At 63.4% G+C, this 20721-nt stretch carries 20 protein-coding genes; 4 read left to right on the plus strand and 16 right to left on the minus strand.

Annotation, left to right across the window (positions count from 1 at the left end; all coding sequences use genetic code 11):
• The first annotated feature begins 12 nt into the window (after positions 1-12).
• Positions 13-483, plus strand: coding sequence for a MaoC family dehydratase (locus tag ACZ5BO_RS27000; protein WP_025126860.1), 471 nt, complete (start codon positions 13-15; stop codon positions 481-483).
• A gap of 70 nt (positions 484-553) precedes the next feature.
• On the opposite strand, the gene ACZ5BO_RS27005 is transcribed toward ACZ5BO_RS27000, so the two are convergent.
• The 4 genes from ACZ5BO_RS27005 to ACZ5BO_RS27020 form a co-directional block, all read right to left on the minus strand.
• Entirely contained in the window at positions 554-1420 is an 867-nt protein-coding gene (locus ACZ5BO_RS27005) for an efflux RND transporter periplasmic adaptor subunit (protein WP_025126859.1), read from the minus strand.
• Positions 1421-1430: 10 nt separating this feature from the next.
• Entirely contained in the window at positions 1431-1637 is a 207-nt protein-coding gene (locus tag ACZ5BO_RS27010; RefSeq protein ID WP_025126858.1) for a DUF1656 domain-containing protein, read from the minus strand.
• Positions 1624-3612: an FUSC family protein gene (locus ACZ5BO_RS27015; protein ID WP_025126857.1), complete on the minus strand. Its 1989-nt coding sequence runs from the start codon at positions 3610-3612 to the stop codon at positions 1624-1626. Before ACZ5BO_RS27015 ends, ACZ5BO_RS27010 begins: the two co-directional genes overlap by 14 nt.
• Before the next feature lie 156 nt (positions 3613-3768).
• Positions 3769-4236, minus strand: coding sequence for a ferritin-like domain-containing protein (locus ACZ5BO_RS27020; protein WP_011062859.1), 468 nt, complete (start codon positions 4234-4236; stop codon positions 3769-3771).
• A 206-nt stretch (positions 4237-4442) separates the two neighbouring features.
• Between ACZ5BO_RS27020 and ACZ5BO_RS27025 the strand changes: the two genes are divergently transcribed.
• Together ACZ5BO_RS27025 and ACZ5BO_RS27030 are read left to right on the plus strand one after the other, a co-directional pair.
• Complete coding sequence (locus ACZ5BO_RS27025) at positions 4443-4679, plus strand: DUF3820 family protein (protein WP_025126856.1); 237 nt, start codon at positions 4443-4445, stop codon at positions 4677-4679.
• Between the two features lie 14 nt (positions 4680-4693).
• Complete coding sequence (locus ACZ5BO_RS27030; RefSeq protein ID WP_464697023.1) at positions 4694-5884, plus strand: aminotransferase class V-fold PLP-dependent enzyme; 1191 nt, start codon at positions 4694-4696, stop codon at positions 5882-5884.
• Between the two features lie 156 nt (positions 5885-6040).
• Here ACZ5BO_RS27030 and ACZ5BO_RS27035 read toward each other — a convergent pair whose 3' ends face one another.
• The 3 genes from ACZ5BO_RS27035 to zwf are packed head-to-tail and all read right to left on the minus strand — an operon-like array spanning position 6041 to position 8893.
• Positions 6041-6706, minus strand: a complete 666-nt coding sequence (locus tag ACZ5BO_RS27035; RefSeq protein WP_025126854.1) for a bifunctional 4-hydroxy-2-oxoglutarate aldolase/2-dehydro-3-deoxy-phosphogluconate aldolase — start codon at positions 6704-6706, stop codon at positions 6041-6043.
• 17 nt (positions 6707-6723) lie between these two features.
• Positions 6724-7437, minus strand: a complete 714-nt coding sequence (gene pgl, locus ACZ5BO_RS27040) for a 6-phosphogluconolactonase (RefSeq protein WP_025126853.1) — start codon at positions 7435-7437, stop codon at positions 6724-6726.
• Entirely contained in the window at positions 7424-8893 is a 1470-nt protein-coding gene (gene zwf / locus ACZ5BO_RS27045; RefSeq protein ID WP_025126852.1) for a glucose-6-phosphate dehydrogenase, read from the minus strand. The genes pgl and zwf overlap by 14 nt, the downstream gene beginning before the upstream one ends.
• Positions 8894-9216: 323 nt before the next feature.
• Between zwf and ACZ5BO_RS27050 the strand changes: the two genes are divergently transcribed.
• On the plus strand, positions 9217-10077 hold the full coding sequence (locus tag ACZ5BO_RS27050; RefSeq protein ID WP_170001736.1) for a MurR/RpiR family transcriptional regulator: 861 nt from the start codon (positions 9217-9219) through the stop codon (positions 10075-10077).
• A gap of 42 nt (positions 10078-10119) precedes the next feature.
• Here the strand turns inward: ACZ5BO_RS27050 and ACZ5BO_RS27055 are convergent, their stop codons facing one another.
• The 9 genes from ACZ5BO_RS27055 to ACZ5BO_RS27095 all read right to left on the minus strand — a co-directional run bounded on the left by ACZ5BO_RS27055 (position 10120) and on the right by ACZ5BO_RS27095 (position 20714).
• Positions 10120-10974 carry a D-hexose-6-phosphate mutarotase gene (locus ACZ5BO_RS27055; RefSeq protein ID WP_025126851.1) on the minus strand — a complete coding sequence of 285 codons (855 nt, stop codon included), beginning with the start codon at positions 10972-10974 and terminating at the stop codon, positions 10120-10122.
• Between the two features lie 143 nt (positions 10975-11117).
• Entirely contained in the window at positions 11118-12467 is a 1350-nt protein-coding gene (locus ACZ5BO_RS27060; protein WP_025126850.1) for a carbohydrate porin, read from the minus strand.
• 88 nt (positions 12468-12555) lie between these two features.
• Entirely contained in the window at positions 12556-13716 is a 1161-nt protein-coding gene (locus tag ACZ5BO_RS27065; RefSeq protein WP_025126849.1) for an ABC transporter ATP-binding protein, read from the minus strand.
• A 3-nt stretch (positions 13717-13719) separates the two neighbouring features.
• Positions 13720-14565, minus strand: a complete 846-nt coding sequence (locus ACZ5BO_RS27070) for a carbohydrate ABC transporter permease (RefSeq protein ID WP_025126848.1) — start codon at positions 14563-14565, stop codon at positions 13720-13722.
• The gene (locus ACZ5BO_RS27075; RefSeq protein WP_025126847.1) at positions 14558-15466 is read right to left on the minus strand and encodes a carbohydrate ABC transporter permease; all 909 of its coding nucleotides are present in this window, start codon (positions 15464-15466) and stop codon (positions 14558-14560) included. Before ACZ5BO_RS27075 ends, ACZ5BO_RS27070 begins: the two co-directional genes overlap by 8 nt.
• Positions 15467-15626: 160 nt before the next feature.
• The gene (locus ACZ5BO_RS27080) at positions 15627-16919 is read right to left on the minus strand and encodes an ABC transporter substrate-binding protein (protein ID WP_025126846.1); all 1293 of its coding nucleotides are present in this window, start codon (positions 16917-16919) and stop codon (positions 15627-15629) included.
• A gap of 116 nt (positions 16920-17035) precedes the next feature.
• Positions 17036-18295, minus strand: coding sequence for a D-mannose isomerase (locus ACZ5BO_RS27085; protein WP_464697024.1), 1260 nt, complete (start codon positions 18293-18295; stop codon positions 17036-17038).
• Between the two features lie 228 nt (positions 18296-18523).
• Entirely contained in the window at positions 18524-19993 is a 1470-nt protein-coding gene (locus ACZ5BO_RS27090) for an ATP-binding protein (protein ID WP_464697025.1), read from the minus strand.
• Positions 19983-20714: a response regulator gene (locus ACZ5BO_RS27095; protein ID WP_025126843.1), complete on the minus strand. Its 732-nt coding sequence runs from the start codon at positions 20712-20714 to the stop codon at positions 19983-19985. The genes ACZ5BO_RS27090 and ACZ5BO_RS27095 overlap by 11 nt, the downstream gene beginning before the upstream one ends.
• Positions 20715-20721 lie beyond the last annotated feature (7 nt).

Here is a 20721-nt window from a genome sequence, read left to right on the forward strand (position 1 = left end):
GATTTCAGCACAATGACCCAGGTTACCAACACCCCTTACGACGCCCTGGAAGTCGGTCAGACCGCCCAGTACAGCAGGACCGTCGAGGAGCGTGACATCCAGCTGTTCGCCGCCATGTCCGGCGACCACAACCCGGTGCACCTGGATCCGGAGTTCGCCGCCACCACCATGTTCAAGGAGCGCATTGCCCACGGTATGTTCAGTGGCGCCCTGATCAGTGCCGCAGTGGCCTGCGAACTGCCCGGCCCGGGCACCATCTATATCGGCCAGCAGATGAGTTTCCAGAAGCCGGTAAAGATTGGCGACACCCTGACCGTGCGCCTGGAAATCCTCGAAAAACTGCCGAAATTCCGCGTGCGCATCGCCACCCGCGTGTTCAACCAGCGCGACGAGCTGGTGGTGGACGGCGAAGCCGAGATCCTCGCCCCGCGCAAGCAACAGACCGTGACCCTGCCGACCCTGCCGGCCATCACCATCGGTTGAATCCCCCGGGAGTAGGCTTGCCGGCGCTCGGGCCTTGCGCCTTGCAGCACCCTTGCTGGCCAGCCAGCTCCTACAGCCGACCGCCCTCCTCCACCTGAACGCTGGCGGTCATGCCGGCGCTCAGGTTGATGCCTTCGGGCACCTTGTCGAGCTTGATCCGAACCGGAATCCGCTGGGCCAGGCGCACCCAGTTGAAGGTCGGCTCGACTTCCGCCAACAGTTGCCCATCCGGCGTGGCGTTACGGTCGGTGATCCCGCGGCTGATACTTTCCACATGCCCCTGCAAGGCATCGCCAGCGCTCATCAGCCAGACCTTCACCGGGTCACCGACCTGGATCCGCGGCAGCTTGGTTTCCTCGAAATACGCCTGCACGTAGAAGGTCGAATCATCGATCAGCGCCATCACCGGCTGCCCGGCATTGACGTAGTTGCCCTCGGCCAGTCGCAGGTTGGTGATATGCCCGTCACGGGGGGCATGCACCTGGCTGCGGGCCAGGTTCAATTCGGCGACCTTGGCCTCGGCCTGGGCCTGGCGCAGTTCACCCCGGGCGATGCCGGCATTGATCTGGGCATTCTCCCGCAGCTCGGCGCTGATGGCCTGGGGCCCGAGGGCCGCACGGCGGCTGGCCTCGTGCTCACGCAGGCTCAATTGCTGCTGGCGGGTCTGCACCACCGCCTGGGCTTTTTCCACGGCAGCCTCGAAGCGCTCGCGGTCGATACTCAGCAACAAGTCACCGGCCTTGACCTGCTGGTTGTCCGCCACCTTGAGCTCGCGCACCCAGCCGGACACATCCGGGGCCACGATCACCACGTCGGCGCGAATCCGCGCGTCCCGGGTCCAGGGAGTCAGCATGTAGTACTGCCACAGGTGATAGCCGGCAAAGATCGCCACCGCCACCAGGCACAGGGTAAAAGCGACACGTACGGGTGTACGCATAATCAACTCCTCATAAAGGTCCGAGAACGACCGTGATCAGCGTCAGCACGCAGACGTACAGGGCACAATCGAACAGTGCCTCGTGCCAGATCCAGCGACCTAGCCCGGCAAAACGCACCAACACGCGCAAGACACCGGTGACAACCAGCGCCAGCACCACATAAATCAGGAACGGGCTGAGCAGCACCCCGCCCAACGACCACTCACGCAGCCCCATGACTTTCCTCCTGCTGCCGGCACCAACTGCGCCAGCTGTTTTGCAATTGCAGCACCGCACCCTGGGCCAGCTTCAGGGCATCACTGGCAGGCTGCTGCCCGAGGGATTCGAGCAAGGCGGCACTGGGCGCGACCAGGGCATCCTGGCGACTGCCCGCCGGGCCTTGTTCCAGGGTGCGCTGCAAGTGTTCGAAATACGCCCGCTGAGCCGCACTGACCGGAACTTGAGCCACCGCCAGGCTCAGGCGCAGGTGCATCAGCTCGTCACCGATATCCAGGCCCAGCAAACCATCGTCCCAACGGCTGCGGGCCGGCTCCGGCAGTTCCGGGTAATGTCGGGCCAATTGCAGCAGGCGATCGGCCATGCGTCCGCCAAACCAGCTTTCCGCCCCCCGCAGGTTGCGCCGGGTCAGGCGCACCAGGTCGCTCAAGGTCGCCGCCAGCAGGCGCCGGCCATGCCAGGCCGGGTTACGCAGGATCAGCAGGTGGAAGGCCAGCACCGCGGCGCCCACTCCCAGGACCATGGCCTGGGCATTGTTGAAGAAACTGGCAACATCGAAACTCATGCGGTTCATCGGTGAGATCAGCACGATGAAGTGCAGGCAGAACGAGGTCGCCGTGGCACCTATCTTCGGGTTGGCCATGCCCAGGGCACCGAGAAACAGCGGCACGCCCATGGCCATCGCGAGCATCCCAAAGCCGCTCCACTGGGGCAGCAGGATCTCTCCCACGAGGAATGCTGCCGGGATCGCCAGGAAGATCCCGCGCATGAAGCTCATGCCGATCTGCGCGCCATTCTCACGGCTGGCAAACAGGCTGCAGACCACGCAGGTCAGGAGCATCGCTCCCGAGGCCGCAGGCCAGGCGGTGGCCATCCAGAAACTGGCCACCGTCAGGAATGCCAGGGCGCTGCGGGCCCCGAACACCAGGGCCAACGACAGGTCACGGTGGGGGGTCAGGGTCGCCGGCTGCTCCAGCGGTGCCCGCCCCTGTTGCACCGCATCCAGGGCCTGGGTCGCCGCCAGAGCGGTGTCCAGCAACAAGGCAAATCGCGCCAGGCAAAAACCTTGCGCCGGGCTGATCGACGGATCGCGGGACGCCTGCAGCAGACGCGAGCGCAGCGCCTGCAGGCCAGAGCCCTCGGCGGCGGCCAGGGTTTCCTGTACCTCCGCCATCCAGCCCTGCAGCTGCCGGGCCTCATCGGCGTCCAGTTGCTTCCACTGGCGCCGTACCGAACGGGAGATCCGCAACAGCATCAGCAGTTTCTGGCTCAGGCCACTGATGGCCCGGGCCCGCTGCCGGCCCGACGGCCCCTCAAACCAGGCATGTTCACGCTGGGAATCCACGGCGACGATGCGTCCGAGTATCTCCAGCAGCCCCTTGCGTGCCAGGGCATCGCCGGCTAGGGTTGCGCGGGCTGCCTGCATCCCGCTTTGCCAGGCAGCACGGGCCTGATCGGCCAGCTGGCGCTCGACCCGCATCGGCCAGATCAGCGCGCTGCTGGCGGTGGCGCAAATGATCCCCAGGGAGATTTCCGTGCAACGCGCCACCGCCTGGTCGAATACCCCCAGGGGATGGCTGATGGCGGGCAAGGCAATGATCGCCACGGTGTAGCCGGCCAGCACGAAGGAATAGGACCAGGCGCTGCGCAGCAAGGTGGAACTGGCGGTGCACACCCCCAGCCACAACGCCAGGGCCAGCAGGAACAACCAGGGCGTCTGGGCGAACAGCCCCATGAACAGCACCGACATGATGGTCCCGATCAGCGTCCCCAGCAGCCGCGCCAGGCCCTTTTGCAGCACCATCCCGGAAAGCGGCTGGGCGACGATGAACGCCGTCATCAGTGCCCAGGCAGGCTGCTCCAGCCCCCAGCGCAATGCCAGCCACAATGCCAGACCACCGCCGAGCAGGGTCTTGATCGCGAATTGCAGCGCGGAGCGATTGGGAGCAAGCAAAGCCTGCAGGGTTATAGGCACGGACTGAGACTCTTGAAGGGACGAATTAACGATAGTCGCGATGGCCACGGGCGGGCACAGGCTAATTATTAGCTAGCTAACTAAATGTCGTCCAGCACTAAATCGCGGCCATAAAAAAACGCCAGACTGGCTGGCGTTTTTGACAGGCTCTAGTCGTTACGAACGAGCACGAGCCTGGTTACGCAGGGCTTTCACCTGGTCGTGATTGCGTTGCACACCATGGTACTGGCGCTCTACCACATCACGGATGCCCACCAGGTTGTGCTTGTTGATTTTCTCCAGGGCCTCTTTATAAGCCTTGAGTGCATGGTCCTCGCCACGCTCGGCTTCGTTGAGCACCGCCTCCTCGTCCTTGCCGGTCACCAGCGACTTGAGGTCGACCCAGCGACGGTGCAGATCGCCGCTGACGCTGGTGGAGGTCTCTGGATCACCGCCCATGGAACGTACCACCGACTGCAGTTCGGCCGCGGCAGTGGCGCAATCGGTGGAGCGCTTGATGAACAGCGCCTTGAGCTCAGGATGCTTGATGTCTTCGGCACAGGTCTTGAACCCTTCCTGGCCGTCCTTGCTGGTCTCGATCAGGCTGTTGAGTACCGAAATCGCTTCTTTATTCAAGTCAGTCATTTTCTGGTTCCTTGCGGGTTGCGAGAGTTGAGTTAACTGTTGCACCCGCCATGCCAGACCTGAAATTTTAAAATATTACTTATTTTTCAATAACTTAAAAATTAATGAACCATCTGTATCCGCGTTATTTGCATGATCTGTCATTTGGCCTGCATGCAGAATGCCTGTATTTTCCAGGACGTTCGAATCACACCACGGCGATCGCCATGACTCCTGAAACACTTGAACTGCTGATCACCCGGGAAATGCCCTTCGGCAAGTACAAGGGCCGCATCCTCGCCGACCTGCCCGGGCCCTACCTGAACTGGTTCGCTCGCGAGGGCTTCCCCAAGGGCGAGCTCGGCGGCCTGCTGGCCCTGATGCAGGAGATCGACCACAACGGCCTGTCCGACCTGCTCGACCCGCTGCGCGCCAAGCACGGCAAACCCAAACCCCGCCACTAATAAAGAGCTCCGCCATGCCAAGGACAGCCGCAACACTCGCCCGTGATGAAGAGCACTGGCACGGCATCGCCCGGCAATTCGAGATCGAGCCCGGGCCGATCAACCTGGAAAATGGCTACTTCGGGCGCATGACCCGCAAGGTGCTGGAGGCCTATCAACACAACCTCCAGTGGGTCAACCGCAGCAACTCGGTGCATGTGCGCCAGCGCTTCGAACAGACCGAGGCGCTGCAGATCCGCCGACAACTGGCCGAGCTGCTGGAGGCACCGGAGAATGCCGTAGCCCTCACCCGCTGTGCCTCCGACGCCCTGCAATCCCTGATCCGCAACTACAACCGGTTGCAGCCGGGGGACCAGGTGCTGCTCAGCGACCTGGAATACGACACGGTAAAAAGCGCCATGCGCTGGCTGGCGCGTCAGCGTGGGGTCGAGGTGATAGAAATCCAGCACCTGCACCCCGCCAGTTTTGACAGCCTTGTCGACACCTATAAAACGGCTTTGCAGCGTCACCCGCGAATCAGGCTGATGCCCCTGACCCATGTCACCCACCGCAGCGGCCTGGTGATGCCGGTCCAGGCGATCGCCGCAGTGGCCAGGGAGTTCGGGGTCGATATCATTCTCGACGGTGCCCACGCCCTGGGCCAGATCGACTTCGACCTGCCGCAACTGGGCATCGCCTTTGCCGGGTTCAACCTGCACAAGTGGATAGGCGCGCCCCTGAGCCTGGGCTTTCTCTATATCCACCCGGACCGCCTGCACGACATTGACCCGGACATGGGCGAATTCCACTTCCCGGCCGACGATATCCGCGCCCGCACGCCCTACAGCACGCCCAACATTCCCGCGCTGATGACCTTGCCCCAGGTGTTTGAAGAGCACCGCGCCATGGGCGGCTCGGCGGCCAAGGGCGCGCGCCTGAACTACCTGCGGGAAACCTGGACCGAGGCCGTGCGCGAGATCCCCGGGATCGAGGTCATGACCCCGCAGGACCCACGCCTGTGCTGCGCCATCAGTGCCTTGCGCTTCACTCGGCACCCGGATCAACAAGCCCTGGTGGATCGTCTGCTGCGGGACTACAACCTGTTCACCGTGGCCCGCAACGGCGCCGGCTTCGGCCCCTGCATCCGCATTACGCCTGGGCTGGCAACGCCCCTTGGGCACATGCAACTACTGGTCGAGGCCCTGACCGAACTGGCGAGCCAGTAGAGACCGCGCCCTGTCGCCGCGCCCCAAAACGGCGGCGACAGGACGCCTGCCCGGGCCAGCAGGATCCATCGGCACTTTCTCCAGGCAAAAAAAAACGGTGCACCGACCAAGCGCACCGTAAAGCCGTAGAACACACCAACGAATCGGGTAAAACCTTCAGTCCAGCAGGGCCAGGGCCTCTGCCGTGCACTCTTGAATCCGTGCCCAGTCGCCGTTCCTGACCCATTCCGGATCCAGCATCCAGCTACCGCCCACGCACATCACATTCTTCAAGGCCATGTAGCTCTTGATATTGGCCGGGCCAACACCGCCAGTCGGGCAGAACTTCACCTCGCCGAACGGACCGCCCAAGGCCTTGATCGCCGCCACACCGCCACTGACTTCCGCCGGGAACAGCTTGAAGCGACGATACCCCAGGGCATAGCCCTCCATGATTCCCGAGGCATTGCTGATCCCCGGCAACAGCGGGATCGGGCTGGCTACGCTGGCTTGCAGCAGGTCACGGGTGATCCCCGGGGTGACGATGAACTGCGAACCTGCCGCTTCTGCCGCCAACAGCATCTGCGGGTCGAGCACGGTGCCGGCACCGGTCAGCAGTTCCGGACGCTGCTCGCGCAGGATCTGGATGGCCTTGAGGCCAAACTGCGAACGCAAGGTCACTTCCAGGGCCGTCAGGCCGCCGGCCGCCAGGGCGTCCGCCAGGGGCAGCACGTCCTGTTCACGGGCAATGGTGATCACCGGCAGGATCCGCGCCTTGGCGCAGAGGCTGTCGATCAGGGCAACTTTGTCCGCCATGGAAACGGTCGGGGCGAGGTTTGTCATAGCGGCTGATCCTTGGCTCATGGGCACCAGTAAATCTCTAACGGGGGTTGCAGGAAGGCGCGAATCGGCATTTCGGCGACAATGTCACCCGCCAGTGCCGCACTCAGGGTGGTCAGCTTGGACTGACCGGAAATCGACAACAGGCTATGGCGGGCCGATGCCAGCAAGGCCCGGCTCATGCTCAGGCGCTGGTGCGGCACGCTCGGCGCCAGCATTGGCCAGCAACGGCGACTGCCGTCGAGCTTGAGCGCCTCGGCCAGGTTCGGGCTGTTGGGAAATAGCGAGGCGGTGTGCCCGTCATCGCCCATGCCCAGCACCAGCACATCGATGCCCGGCAACTCGCCGAGCAACCGGTCGGCCTGCAGCGCAGCCTCTTCAAGGCTCGCCGCAGCACTGTAGAGGCTGAGAAAGCGCGCCTTGGCCACGGGCCCCTGAAGCAGGTAGCGCTTGAGCAGGCCGGCATTGCTGTCGGCGTGTTCCACCGGCACCCAACGCTCGTCCGCCAGGGTGATCAGCACCTTGGACCAGTCCACAGGCTGTTGCACCAGCGCCTGGAAGAACGCCACCGGGCTGCGCCCGCCGGAAACCACCAGGGTCGCAGTACCCCGCGCGGCAATGGCCTCGCGCAGCAACTCGGCGACCTTCACGGCCTGCCCCTCGGCCAACAGCGCCGGATTGCGAAATTCATGGGCGCGCACGCCCGCTGGCAGTTGCAAATCAGATATCGCCATACCAAGACCTCCCATCCCGCGCGATCAGTGCGATGGAGCTCATCGGCCCCCATGACCCGGCCGCATACGGCTTGGGCGCGTCACCGGATTTCTTCCACCCGGCGATCAACTGGTCACACCACTTCCACGCGGCTTCGATTTCATCTTTGCGGACAAACAGGTTCTGGTTGCCGCGCATCACTTCCAGCAACAAGCGCTCGTAGGCGTCGGGGATCCGCGCACTGCGATAGGTATCGGAAAAATTCAGCTGCAGCGGACCGCTGCGCAGCTGCATGCCCTTGTCCAGGCCTTGCTCCTTGGTCATCACCCGCAGGGAAATGCCTTCGTCCGGCTGCAGGCGGATGATCAGCTTGTTGCTGATCTGCAGGCGCTGCTCGGGGGCGAAGATATAGTGCGACGGCTCCTTGAAGTGGATGACGATCTGCGACAGTTTCTGCGGCATGCGCTTGCCGGTGCGCAGGTAGAACGGCACCCCGGCCCAACGCCAGTTGCGAATGTCGGCACGCAGGGCGACGAAGGTTTCGGTGTCGCTCTGGGTGTTGGAGTTTTCCTCCTCCAGGTAGCCCGGCACCGTCTGGCCTTCGCTGTGCCCGGCGATGTACTGGCCGCGCACCACCTGGGTGGTCAGGCCTTCCGGGCTGATGGGCGCCAGGGCCTTGAGCACCTTGACCTTCTCGTCACGGATGCTGTCGGCCGAAAGGTCGGCAGGCGGGTCCATGGCAATCAGGCAGAGCAGTTGCAGCAGGTGATTCTGGATCATGTCTCGCAGTTGGCCGGCCTTGTCGAAATAGCCCCAGCGACCTTCGATACCCACCTTCTCGGCCACGGTGATTTCCACGTGGGAGATGTAGTTCTGGTTCCACTGGGTTTCGAACAGGCTGTTGGCGAAACGCAGGGCAATCAGGTTCTGCACCGTTTCCTTGCCCAGGTAGTGGTCGATCCGGTAGATGCGGTTTTCCGGGAAGAACTGCGCCACCGCGTCGTTGACCTTGCGCGAGGAGTCCAGGTCCGAACCGATGGGTTTTTCCAGGACCACGCGACTGTGCTGGTTGAGCCCGACCCTGGACAGGTTCTCGCAGATCGCGCCGTAGACTGCCGCCGGGGTAGCGAAGTAGGCAATCAGCCGTTGCTCGCTGCCGGCGCGCTCGGCCAGGGCGATGTAGTCCTCGGCCTTGAGAAAATCCACGTGCAGGTAGCTCAGGCGAGCAAGGAAGGTCCGCAGGACCTCGGCATCGATGTCCTTGTCGCCGACGTACTTGCGCAGCTCGGCTTCGATATTGGCCAGGTGCTCCTGCTCGCTGCCCGGCTCACGAGCCAGGGCAAGGATCCGCGTGTCGTCATGCAGCAAGCCGGCGGCATCGAGTTGGTACAAGGCAGGAAACAGCTTACGCAGCGCCAGATCGCCCAGCGCGCCGAACAAGGCAAAGGTGCAGGGTTCAACCGTAATCGAAGGCATGATGTTTGTTCTTTTATCAAGTTAAGCTACAAATACCTTTTTTCAAGGCATCACTCAAGGAAAAATGTAGTAATAAACACAACATTTTTACAAAATACAGATTCCAGGTGGTGGTCGATCCGGGCCATCAGTAGGATAGGCCACCTCTCAACTTCGCATTGCAGGCACGGTACCGACCCGGCACGCAGCGCAATCACCGCAAGCTTGGAAGGCAGCAACTGACGCTCCAGCGTCCTCTGCCCTTCCCGCCCGGCTGAATTGCCCGCCTCCCGCTTCTGCCCTCAACGCCTGTCTAGCCGATCTAGGAAACCTGAATGGACCGAGTGCGAAATCTTCTGGAGCAGATCCAGAACCGCCTTGAAGAACTGAACAAGGCGGAACGTAAAGTCGCCGAAGTCATCCTGCTCAACCCGCAGCAGGCGACTCGCTTCAGCATCGCTGCCCTGGCCCAGGCCGCCTCGGTCAGCGAGCCGACGGTGAATCGCTTCTGCCGCTCCTTTGGCGTCAGCGGCTACCCGGAACTCAAGCTGCAACTGGCCCAGAGCCTGGCCAGTGGCGCGGCCTATGTCAGCCGCGCAGTGGAAGCCGACGACAACCCCGAAGCCTACACGCAAAAGATCTTCGGCAGCGCCATCGCCTCCCTCGACAGCGCCTGCCAGGCCCTGGACCCGAACCTGATCAGCAAGGCCGTTGACCTGTTGATCCAGGCGCGGCAGATCCACTTCTTCGGCCTCGGCGCCTCGGCCCCGGTGGCCATGGATGCGTTGCACAAGTTTTTCCGCTTCAACCTGGCCGTGACCGCCCATGCCGACGTGCTGATGCAGCGCATGATTGCCTCGGTGGCCCACACCGGCGAATTGTTCGTGATCATTTCCTACACCGGCCGTACCCGCGAACTGGTGGAGGTGGCGCGCATTGCCCGGGAAAACGGCGCTTCAGTGCTGGGGCTGACCGCAGAAAACTCGCCCCTGGCCAAGGCCAGCACCTTGAGCCTGAACATCCCGCTGCCGGAAGACACCGACATCTACATGCCGATGACCTCGCGGATCATCCAGCTCACGGTGCTCGACGTGCTGGCCACCGGCATGACCCTGCGCCGCGGCGTGGATTTCCAGCCACACCTGCGCAAGATCAAGGAAAGCCTCAATGCCAGCCGTTATCCGGTGGGCGACGAGTTCAACTGAACCAGCCAGCGCCATCGGCAGCCGACCGGGCGGCACAGCAACCTAGCCTGCCGCCCGCGCCTGCAAGCTCAGGTGGGCCTGTTGACCCGGTGCCAGGCACAGGCTGTCGGTGCCCCCGGCAGCCGCTTCGACACAGACGAAGCGCGACACCTCGTTCCAGCTCACCCCCAGCAAAGGCCGGGTGCCCGGGTGCCAGACCACGGTATCCGCATCCTCCCCGGTATCGATGCACAGCTCGCGCTGCCAGGCGTGGTCCTTGAGCTGCAATTCCCCTTCGTGCTGAAACACCCGCTGGCAGCCACCCTGCACCCGCAACTCGCCCTTCTGCTCGCAGGCCTGGCGGTTCAACTGGTCGTAACCTTGAGCGCCGTCGAGCCCAGACAGCGCTACCTCACCCACGTCGCCAATACGCCAATAGGCGTGCAAAGCCTGGCTCAACTGGCAGGGTTCGCTGTCCTGATGCTCGGTGCTCAGGCGCAGATCCATGCCCTGGCCCAGGTGCGCATGCAGCTCGACCTGCCAGTCGCACAACTCTAATTGCCAGTGCAAGCGCACACCGTCCGGATCATTGCTGCTGTCCAGCAGTTTCCAGTCCAGCAGGCGTGCCCAGCCATGGGAGGGCCAGGCGTTTTCGCTCGGGTGTCGGCCATACCAGGGCCAGCACACCGGCACCCCACCACGGATCGCCCCCACCTGCGGCCACTTCGAGGCACACCACAACCACGGCTTCTGCCCGGTCGGCTGAAAGTGCAGCAACTGCGCGCCCTGGCGACTGAATACCGCCTGGCACAGCGGATGGTCGATCACCAGCACGTCGCGCATCTGGTAGCGCTCCCATGCAAACACCGGGCGCTCGCGCAGGGATTTGAAAAAGCGTTGTAGCGGATGCTCATGCATGTGCCGCGGTCCTGAAAATCATGGGGTACCCATGCACGTTAGTGTCGGCTGACACCGGCCTGGTCCGGCGCGTCCCAAAAAAAAGCGGACAGCCAGGGCCATCCGCAATATGCGCACAGAGAAAGGAGCTTATCGCAACAACGTTAGAACACCGACTGAATTTTCAAGCCGGCCACCAGGGCGTTGTCGACCTGGTCCACGCCACCGGGATGGGTGATGTATTGCAGGTTGGGCCGTACCGTCAGCCAGTTGGTGACGTGGAAGCCGTAGTTGATCTCATAGTTGTATTCGGTGTCGCGCAAAGGCATGTACAGCGGGTTGTCGTAGTTGCTGATGCCGTTGTCCTCGTTGATCAGCTGGGCGTTCTTGCGCACATCGTCGTTGACGTGGATCCGAGCAAAGCCGATGCCGACGTCATCTTTCGGACGCGCATCGAACGGCCCCTTGTACACGAACATCAGCGACTGGTAGTTGTCGACGACGTTGGTGTCCTTGTCGTGGAAGGTGGCGTTGGCGGCGATGTTCAGGCCCCGGGAAGCATCACCGTTGTGGGTGGTGAGTTGCTGCTGCCCGACGAACCAGTAACCGTGCTTGCTGTTGTGCACGCGATAGGCGTCGCCGGTGTCCGCGGCATCCTGACCATTGACGTCCTTGCGCACATCATTGGCATCGGCCGTGCTCTTGTAGTAACCGACGCGGTACTCGCCCGGCAGGCTATTGAGCTTGGGCGACCAGACCAGTTCCACCGGCAATACGGTGCCCTTGGTACCACTGCCGCTGAGCTTGAAGCCGTTGCCGTGCTCCAGTTGCGACGGGTTCTGGTTGTAGGCGCCGATCTGCGCATACAGCTCAGGGGTGATGTGGTACTTGATGCGCAGCGCCGCCTGGCTGACCGGCCAGTTGTACCAGATGCCGGTGGCCCAGTTGCCCACCTGGGAGCCGCAGAACGCCAGGTTCTGGAAGTCGCAGGGGAAGGTGTTGAAGTCTTCGCCTTCGCCGAAGTAGCCGGCCTTGACGTCCAGCTTGCCGTCGAGGAACTGATGCTGGATCCACAATTGGGTCAGGCGGACCATATGCCCACGGCCATAGACTTCCTGGGAGGAACTCAAGGTGCCGGCACGCGGGTCGCCGATACGGTCGTTGGAGATGTTCTGGCCGTTACGGTTGGTCAGTTGGACCTTGGCCTGGGTGTTGTCCCAGCCCAGCAGTTTCTGCAGGTCGAACGCCACGCCGAGACCGAACTGGTCGCTGTAGCGCCCGGTCTTGTCGTCGTTGTAGCCGCCGTGGAGGTTGGCGCCCATTTCACCGACGTAGTCGGCCTTGATGTCGATGCCCTGCTCGATCAGCTTGGTGCGCTCGCCGCCCCAGTCGCCGGTCATCCACTTCGACTCGGAACTGAAGGCATCGTCAGCGTGGGCGCCACCGGCCAGGGTCATCGCCGCAATCGCTGATAACTGGCAGATCAAGCGTGCGTTGGTGCTCTTGTTTTTCATCCCTACATCCTCGTCTTTATTGTTATTAACGATTTGCCTAACGCGGTTTACAGCCGTTGCGACGGATGACAGGCCATCCGCCACGGATTCAGCGCCCCTTGAACTGCGCCACGTTGCCGCTGCGTGCCTCAGACGCCGGCAGGCCGGCCTTCCCCAGGCGCTCGCCGCTCTGGGCGTCGAACAGCAGGACCCGGGCCGGATCGAACTGCAGTGTCAGGGTTTCCCCCGCCTCCGGGGCCTGGTCCGGCGCCAGGCGACAGCAGACCTTGGTGCCATTGAGGGTGACGAACACCAGGGTGTCGGGACCGGTGGGCTCGATCACCTGGACCTCGGCACGAATGCTCGGCAGGCCATTGGCTTCGGCCGAAGCCAGGGAGATTTGTTCCGGACGAATACCGAGGATCACCTCGCGATCCTCGAGGCCGGCGTCCTGCATGCCCATGGGCAGCTCGCAACGAGCCTGGCCGCTGTCCAGCAGGGCCAGCAAGCGGCCATCCTTGCGTTGCAGGCGCAGGGGGATGAAGTTCATCGGCGGCGAACCGATGAAGCTCGCCACGAACAGGTTGGCCGGGTCGTTGTAGATCTGCTTCGGGGTGCCGAACTGCTGGATGATCCCGTCCTTCATCACCGCCACCTTGTCCCCCAGGGTCATGGCTTCGATCTGGTCGTGGGTGACGTAGACCGTGGTGGTCTTCAGGCGCTGGTGCATCAGCTTCATTTCCGTGCGCATCTCCACCCGCAGCTTGGCGTCGAGGTTGGACAGCGGCTCGTCGAACAGGTAGATCTTCGGCCGCCGCGCCAGGGCCCGGCCCATGGCCACCCGCTGCTGCTGGCCGCCGGACAGCTGGCCCGGCTTGCGCCCCAGCAGGTGCTCGATCTGCAGCAGCTTGGCCACCCGCGCCACTTCCGCATCGATGTCGGCAGTGGGCATCTTGCGGATCTTCAGGCCGAAGGCGATGTTGTCGCGCACGCTCATGGTCGGGTACAGCGCGTAGGACTGGAACACCATGGCGATGTCGCGGTCCTTGGGGCTCATGCCGCTGATGTCGGCGTCGTCCACCAGGATCGCCCCGCCACTGATGTTCTCAAGGCCGGCGATGCAGTTCATCAGGGTCGACTTGCCGCACCCGGACGGGCCGACGAGGATCAGGAACTCACCGTCGTCGATCTTCAGCTCGATGTTCTTCAGGGTGTCCGGCAGGCCGGCACCGTAGGTCTTGTTGACGTTGCGTAATTCGAGAGTTGCCATGCCTTACCCCTTGACCGCGCCGGACGTCAGCCCGCGCAGGAAATACTTGCCGGCGAAGATGTAGACCAGCAGTGTCGGCAGCCCGGCGATCATCGCCGCTGCCATATCAACGTTGTATTCCTTGGCCCCGGTGCTGGTGTTGACCAGGTTGTTCAGGGCCACGGTGATCGGTTGCGCGTCGCCACTGGCGAACACCACGCCGAAGAGGAAATCGTTCCAGATCTGGGTGAACTGCCAGATCAGGCAGACCATGATGATCGGCACCGACATCGGCAGCAGGATCTTGCCGAAGATGGTGAAGAACCCAGCGCCGTCCAGCCGCGCCGCCTTGACCAGGGCATCCGGCACACTCACGTAGTAGTTGCGGAAAAACAGCGTGGTAAAGGCCAGGCCGTAGACCACGTGCACCAGCACCAGGCCGGTGGTGGTATTGGCCAGGCCGAACTTGCCGAGGGTGAAGGACGCCGGCAGCAGCACGGTCTGGAACGGCAGGAAGCAGCCGAACAGCAGCAGGCCGAAGAACAGCTGGGAGCCGCGAAAGCGCCACATCGACAGCACGTAGCCGTTCATCGCGCCAATGAAGGTGGAGATCAGCACCGCCGGCACGGTGATCTTCACCGAGTTCCAGAAGTAGCCGCCCACGGTGTCCCAGGCCTTGATCCAGCCGATGCCGTCCACCACCTGGGGCCAGCTCAGCAGGTTGCCGGTGCGGATATCCTCCGGGGTCTTGAAGCTGGTGAGCAGCATCACCACCAGAGGGATCAGGTACACCGCCGCGGCCAGCAGCAGCGTGGCGTAGATCGCGACCCGGCTGATATTCAGCCGCGGCTTGAGCAGCGAATCAGTCATGACGTTTGCCTCGCAGCTCGGAATACAGGTACGGCACCAGGATGGTCAGCACGGCGCCCAGCATCAGCATGGCGCTGGCCGAACCTATGCCCATCTGGCCACGGCTGAAGGTGAAGGAATACATGAACATCGCCGGCAGGTCGGAGGAGTAGCCGGGGCCCCCCGCGGTCATCGCCGCCACCAGGTCGAAACTCTTGATGGCGATGTGCGCCAGGATCATGAAGGCGCTGAAGAACACCGGACGCAGGCTCGGCAAGACGATCTTCAGGTAGATGGTCGGCAGGCTGGCGCCGTCCACCTGGGCGGCGCGGATGATCGACTGATCGACACCGCGCAACCCGGCGAGGAACATCGCCATGACAAAACCCGAGGCCTGCCACACGGCGGCAATCACCAGGCAGTAGACCACCCGATCCTGATCCACCAGCCAGTCCAGGCGGAACCCTTCCCAGCCCCAGTCACGGAGCATCTTGTCCAGGCCCAGCCCTGGGTTGAGCAGCCATTTCCAGGCGGTGCCGGTGACGATCATCGACAGGGCCATGGGGTACAGGTAAACGGTGCGGATGAAGCCTTCCTTGCGGATGCGCTGGTCCAGCAGCACCGCCAGGAATACCCCCAGTACCAGGCTGATGCCGATGAACATGCCGCCGAAGAGCGCAAGGTTCTTGCTCGCCACCCACCAGCGGTCGTTGTCCATCAGGCGCAGGTATTGCTGCAGGCCGACCCACTTGTAGCTCGGCATGAAGCTGGAATTGGTGAAGGACAGAATGAACGTCCAGATGATGTAGCCATAGAACCCCACCAGCACGATCACCATGCTTGGCGCCAGCACCAGCTTGGGCAGCCAGCGCTGCAGTGCATCTAACGGCGAGGCTTTGCTGAAAACCGCCACAGAGCTCATCGGAATAACCCAGTTGAAGAAATGGAACCTCGGCCTGTAGGAGCCGGCTTGCCGGCGAACGACACGACATGCTGTGCCGGGCACAGCGCTGCGCCGGCAAGCCGGCTCCTACACAGGGAGAGGTGACAAGGGGCCGCAGGCGAACCTGCGGCGCCGGACCTTACTGCGCGGCCTTGACCGCCGAAGCCAGTTGCGCACTGGCCTTGGCCGGGTCCGCATCCTTGTCGTTCATGAAGTTGGTCACCACGTCGAAGATCGCGCCCTGCACCGCCAGGGAGGTGGCCATGTTGTGCGCCATGCTCGGCTGCAGGCCACCGGTCTTCTCGTCCGCCAGGAAGTCCTTGGCCGCCGCCTGGGCACAGGAGTCGAAACCCTCGGCGCTCATGTCGTTGAGCATGTCGGTACGCACCGGGATCGAACCCTTGTTGATGCTGAAGACCTTCTGGAAGTCCTTGCCCAGGGCGACCTTGGCCAGGTCCTGCTGCGCGGCGATGTCACCCTTGCGGTCGGCCTTGAGCTTGAACACCGCCAGGGAGTCGATGTTGTAGGTGAAGGCCTTGTCGGTGCCCGGGAACGGCACGCACTGGTAGTCCTTGCCGGCGACTTTCTTCGCCGCGGTCCACTCGCTCTTGGCCCAGTCGCCCATCATCTGCATGCCGGCCTTGCCATTGATCACATCAGCAGCGGCAATGTTCCAGTCGCGCCCGGCACGGTTGGGGTCCATGTAGCCGGTGAGTTTCTTCAGCTCAGTGAAGGCCTTGGTCATTTGCGCGCCGGAAAGGGTTTTCTGGTCCAGGTCCACCAGGGCTTTCTTGTAGCCTTCGGCGCCCATTACCGACAGCACCACGTCTTCGAACACAGTGCTGTCCTGCCACGGCTGGCCGCCGTGGGCCAGGGCGATGAAGCCCGCGGCCTTGAGCTTGTCGCCAGCGGCATAGAATTCTTCGAGGGTGGTCGGGGCCTTGTCGATCCCGGCCTTCTTGAACACCGCGGGGTTGATCCACAGCCAGTTGACCCGGTGGATGTTCACCGGCACGGCCACGTAGTCACCTTCATATTTGACGGTGTTGGCCACCTTGGGCGAGAGCAGGCTGTCCCAGTTCTCGGCCTTGGCCACGTCCTTGAGGGTGTCGGTGCTGAGCAGGCCGGTGCTGCCCCATTCCTGGATGTCCGGTCCCTTGATCTGCGCGACACCAGGCGGGTTGCCGGCCACCGCGCGGCTTTTCAGCACGGTCATCGCGGTGGAGCCGCCACCGCCGGCCACGGCGCCGTCTTTCCAGGTGAAACCGTCTTTTTCCACCTGGGCCTTGAGCACATCGACCGCGGCCTTTTCGCCACCCGACGTCCACCAGTGAACAACCTCCACCGAACCTTTGGAGTCGGCGGCGAGGGCACTCAGGGGAAACAGAGAGGCAAGGGAAATGACCGTGGCGAGGCGAGAAATCGCATTCATTTGAAGTACCTTTCTTGTTGTTATGCATGCAAGTCTGGTGCTTGCGCTGCAAACGAGTCTAAACAGCCTAGTCGAACCTTCAGGTAACGAAGCGACGGTGAAATGTCACCACATGGTTACACAACCCCCGGAACAGACACCTGGGCCAGGGCCGAAGCCATGCTCGGGGCCAGCGGCAGGCGCGGAATCAGCACGGCTTGCCAGGCGTGATAGAGGTCCGGCTTGCCCCCCCAGATCTCGGCACTGGGAGCATTGTCCTGTCCCAGTTCGTGGTGCCAGCTGCCGTGCTGGCGATCGATGAAGTGCGCCTCGCAAAACTCCCAGAAGCGCCGGTACCAGGTTTCGTAGTGCGCTTCGCCAGTACGCTTGAGCAAGGCGCTGGCCGCGGCGCTGGCTTCGGCATGGGTCCAGTGCAGGCGCTGGCGGACCACTGGCCGGTTGTCCCAGTCCAGGGTGTAGACAATGCCCGGAGCGCCGTCCACGTTCCAGCCGTTGCGGCAGTTGCTCTGGAACAGTCGCTGGGCATCCAGCGCCAGCCAGCCGGGAGTCAGCATGCCGGCCTGGCCCCGGGAAGCTTCCAGGTGCAACAGCAGCCGCGCCCACTCGAAACCGTGTCCCGGGGTGGTGCCGAAGGGGCGAAAGCCGTCGGCGGGAAAGGCCCGGTTGTACTCGCGAAGGGGTTGCCAGGCCAAGTCGAAATGCTCGACCACCATGAAGTCGTTGTCGGCGGCGTGGATGTGGATCACCCGCTCGACGATGCGCAGGGCGCGGTTGAGCCAGCGCGGGTCCTGGGTGACATCGGCCAGGGCCAGGAAGGCCTCGGTGGCGTGCATGTTGCTGTTGGCCCCGCGATAGGCCTCCTGCTCGCTCCAGTCGCGGTTGAAGGACTCGGCCATGGCGCCCTCCTCTTCGCGCCAGAAATGTGCATCGATGATACGGATGGCCTCCGCCAGCAAGGCCTCGGCGCCGGGACGTCGAGCGACCACGGCGGAGCTCGCGGCCAGGGCGACAAAGGCATGCAGGTAGGCGGCCTTGCCGTCGTTGCCATCGGCCTGCCCGGCCACCGCGAACCAGCCACCGTGCTCGGCGTCGCGCAGGGGGCCGGCCAGGGCCGCGATGCCATGATCCACCAGCCCGGCATAACCCGGCAGGCCCTGGATATGGGCCATGGCGAAGCTGTGGGTCATGCGGGCGGTGTTCATGGTTTCAGCGTGCGCATCGGCCGCCAGCCGTCCTTGAGCGTCCAGGTTGCCGAAACCCTCGGCGAGCCGCGAAGCCTTGGCGAAATCCAGCAGTCGCAGGCCTTCGGCGGCCAGCCAGGCATGATGGGCGGGAGTGTTCAGCCAACTGCTGAAGGGCTGGGGAAAAGAGCTCATGGGCGACCCGTTGTTTTTTTTATCGAAGGTTTGAGTCTAATCAAGCGGCCGGCAACCGCAGGTAACGAAGGACCAGCACAATGTCACTGACCGGTGACATTTCACCCCACCGTAGCAGCCGGCTGGCCGGCGAAGAGGCCCTTGGGTCCTGTGCTGCCCTGGAAGACGCATTCGCCGGCAAGCCAGCTCCTACACAAGCCAGCTCCTACGCAAGTCAGCGCCGGTCGTTCAATCGAAGGTCCGGGGCAGGTACAGGGTCACTCGCAGGCCGCCTTCGCGCAGGTTCTGCAGGCTGACTTCACCGCCATGGCTATGGGCAATGTTGCGGGCGATGCCCAGGCCCAGGCCATAGCCCTGCTGCTGCCCGGCCAGGCGGAAATGCGGCTCGAACACCTGTTCCAGTCGCTGCTCCGGCACTCCGGGGCCTTCGTCGTCCACATGCAGGACAAAACCGTTGTCATCATCCTCGATGTGCAAGTGAGCGTTCTGTCCGTACTTGAGGGCATTGTCGATCAGGTTGCCCATGCAGCGCTTGAGCGCCAGGGGCTTGCCCGGGTAGCTGACCAGGGCCTGCCCCTGCTGGGTCACCCGGCCGTTGCCGTTGGGTGCCAGGTAGGGCTCCACCAGGCAATGCAGCACATGGTTCAGGTCCACCGGCTCGATGTTCTCGTGGATATCGGTGTCCTTGACGCATTGCAGCGCCCCCTTGACCAGCAGCTCCAGCTCATCCAGATCACGACCGAACTTGGCCTGCAGTTGCTCGTCCTCCAGCAGCTCCACCCTCAGCCGCAAGCGGGTGATGGGGGTGCGCAGGTCATGGGAGATGGCACTGAACAACTGGCTGCGCTCGGTCAGGTAGCGACTGATGCGCTCGCGCATGCTGTTGAAGGCGCGCCCCACTTCCACCACCTCGCTGCCGCCGCCCTCCGCCACCGGCTCGACATCGGCCCCCAGGGACATGTCCCGGGCCGCCCGGGCCAGGCGCTTGAGGGGCCGGCTCTGCCAGTGCACCAGCAGGCCGATGAACAACAGCAGGAAACCGCTGGTGAGCAGGATGAACCACACCTGCTGCGCCGGCAGGCCCTGCTCTTCAAGGCTGGTGTAAGGCTCGGGCAGCAGCGAGGCGATGTACAGCCACTCGCCCGGGGCCATCTGGATCTGGGTCACCAGCACCGGTGGGTTCACCGGTTCCAGGGTCAGGGCGTAATGGGCCCAGGAACGTGGCAACTCGTCGAGCTTCAGGCCGCCATTGAAGATCCGCAGGTCATCGGGGCTGACAAAGGTCACGGAAATATCCGCGTCATTGCCCAGGGACTGGCGCAGCACCTGCTCCACCGCCTGCAGCACCGCCTCTTTGCGCGGGGTGGCCGGCAGCACCTGCATGCCCAGGGGCTTGTCGTTCAAGGTCACGACAAACCGCGTGCCGCCCATGCTGCGCAACTGGTCGAGGACCAGGGGCCGGTAGGCCACCGGCAGCGAGCGCAGGTAGCTGACGCTGGCGGTCATCGAGTGGGCCAGGCTGCGGGCACTGGTCACCAGCCCTTCGAGTTGGGTGGCGCGCAGTTGCGAGACCCAGATCACGCTGGACAACGCCTGAGCGAACAACACCGCCAGCAGGGTCATCAGCAGCATCCGTCCCAGCAACGAACGGGGCACCGGCACCCGCCGCAGCATTGCGCGCAAGGCTTCAGTGACCATTGCCGGCAACCACATTGGCCGCCAGCTGATAACCACTGCCACGCACGGTGCGAATCAGCCGTGGCGGCTTTTCCGTGTCCCGTAGGCGCTGGCGCAAGCGGCTCACCGCCATGTCGACGATACGGTCCAGGGGCATCAGGTCGCGCCCGCGGGTGGCATTGCCGATGGTGTCGCGATCGAGGATTTGCTGGGGGTGATCGAGAAACAGCTTGAGCAGGGCGAAGTCGGCCCCGGAGAGAATCACTTCCTCGCCATCGGCGTGGAACAACCGGTGGCTGACCACATCCAGGCGCCATTCATCGAAGCACAACACTTCACCGGCGACCCGTTCCTGGGTGAACTGAACACGCCGCAGCAGGGCCTTGATCCGCGCCTGCAGTTCACGGGGGCTGAAGGGCTTGCCCAGGTAATCGTCGGCCCCCAGCTCCAGGCCGATGACCCGGTCGGCCTCGTCGGAACTGGCGGTGAGCATGATGATCGGCACCTGGCTGCGCCGCGGGTGCTGGCGTATCCAACGGCACAGGCTGAAGCCGTCTTCATCCGGCAGCATCACGTCGAGGATCACCAGGTCGCTGGGGGCATCGCTCAGGGCCTGGCGAAAGCCGGCGCCGTCGGCGGTGCTGCGCACCTGGAAACCACAGCGGCTGAGGTAGGTTTCCAGCAGCTCGCGAATTTCCTGATCATCGTCAACCAACAAAATCGACTTACTGACTGAACTCACCGGGGCC

This window comes from Pseudomonas sp. FFPRI_1 (assembly GCF_055384485.1).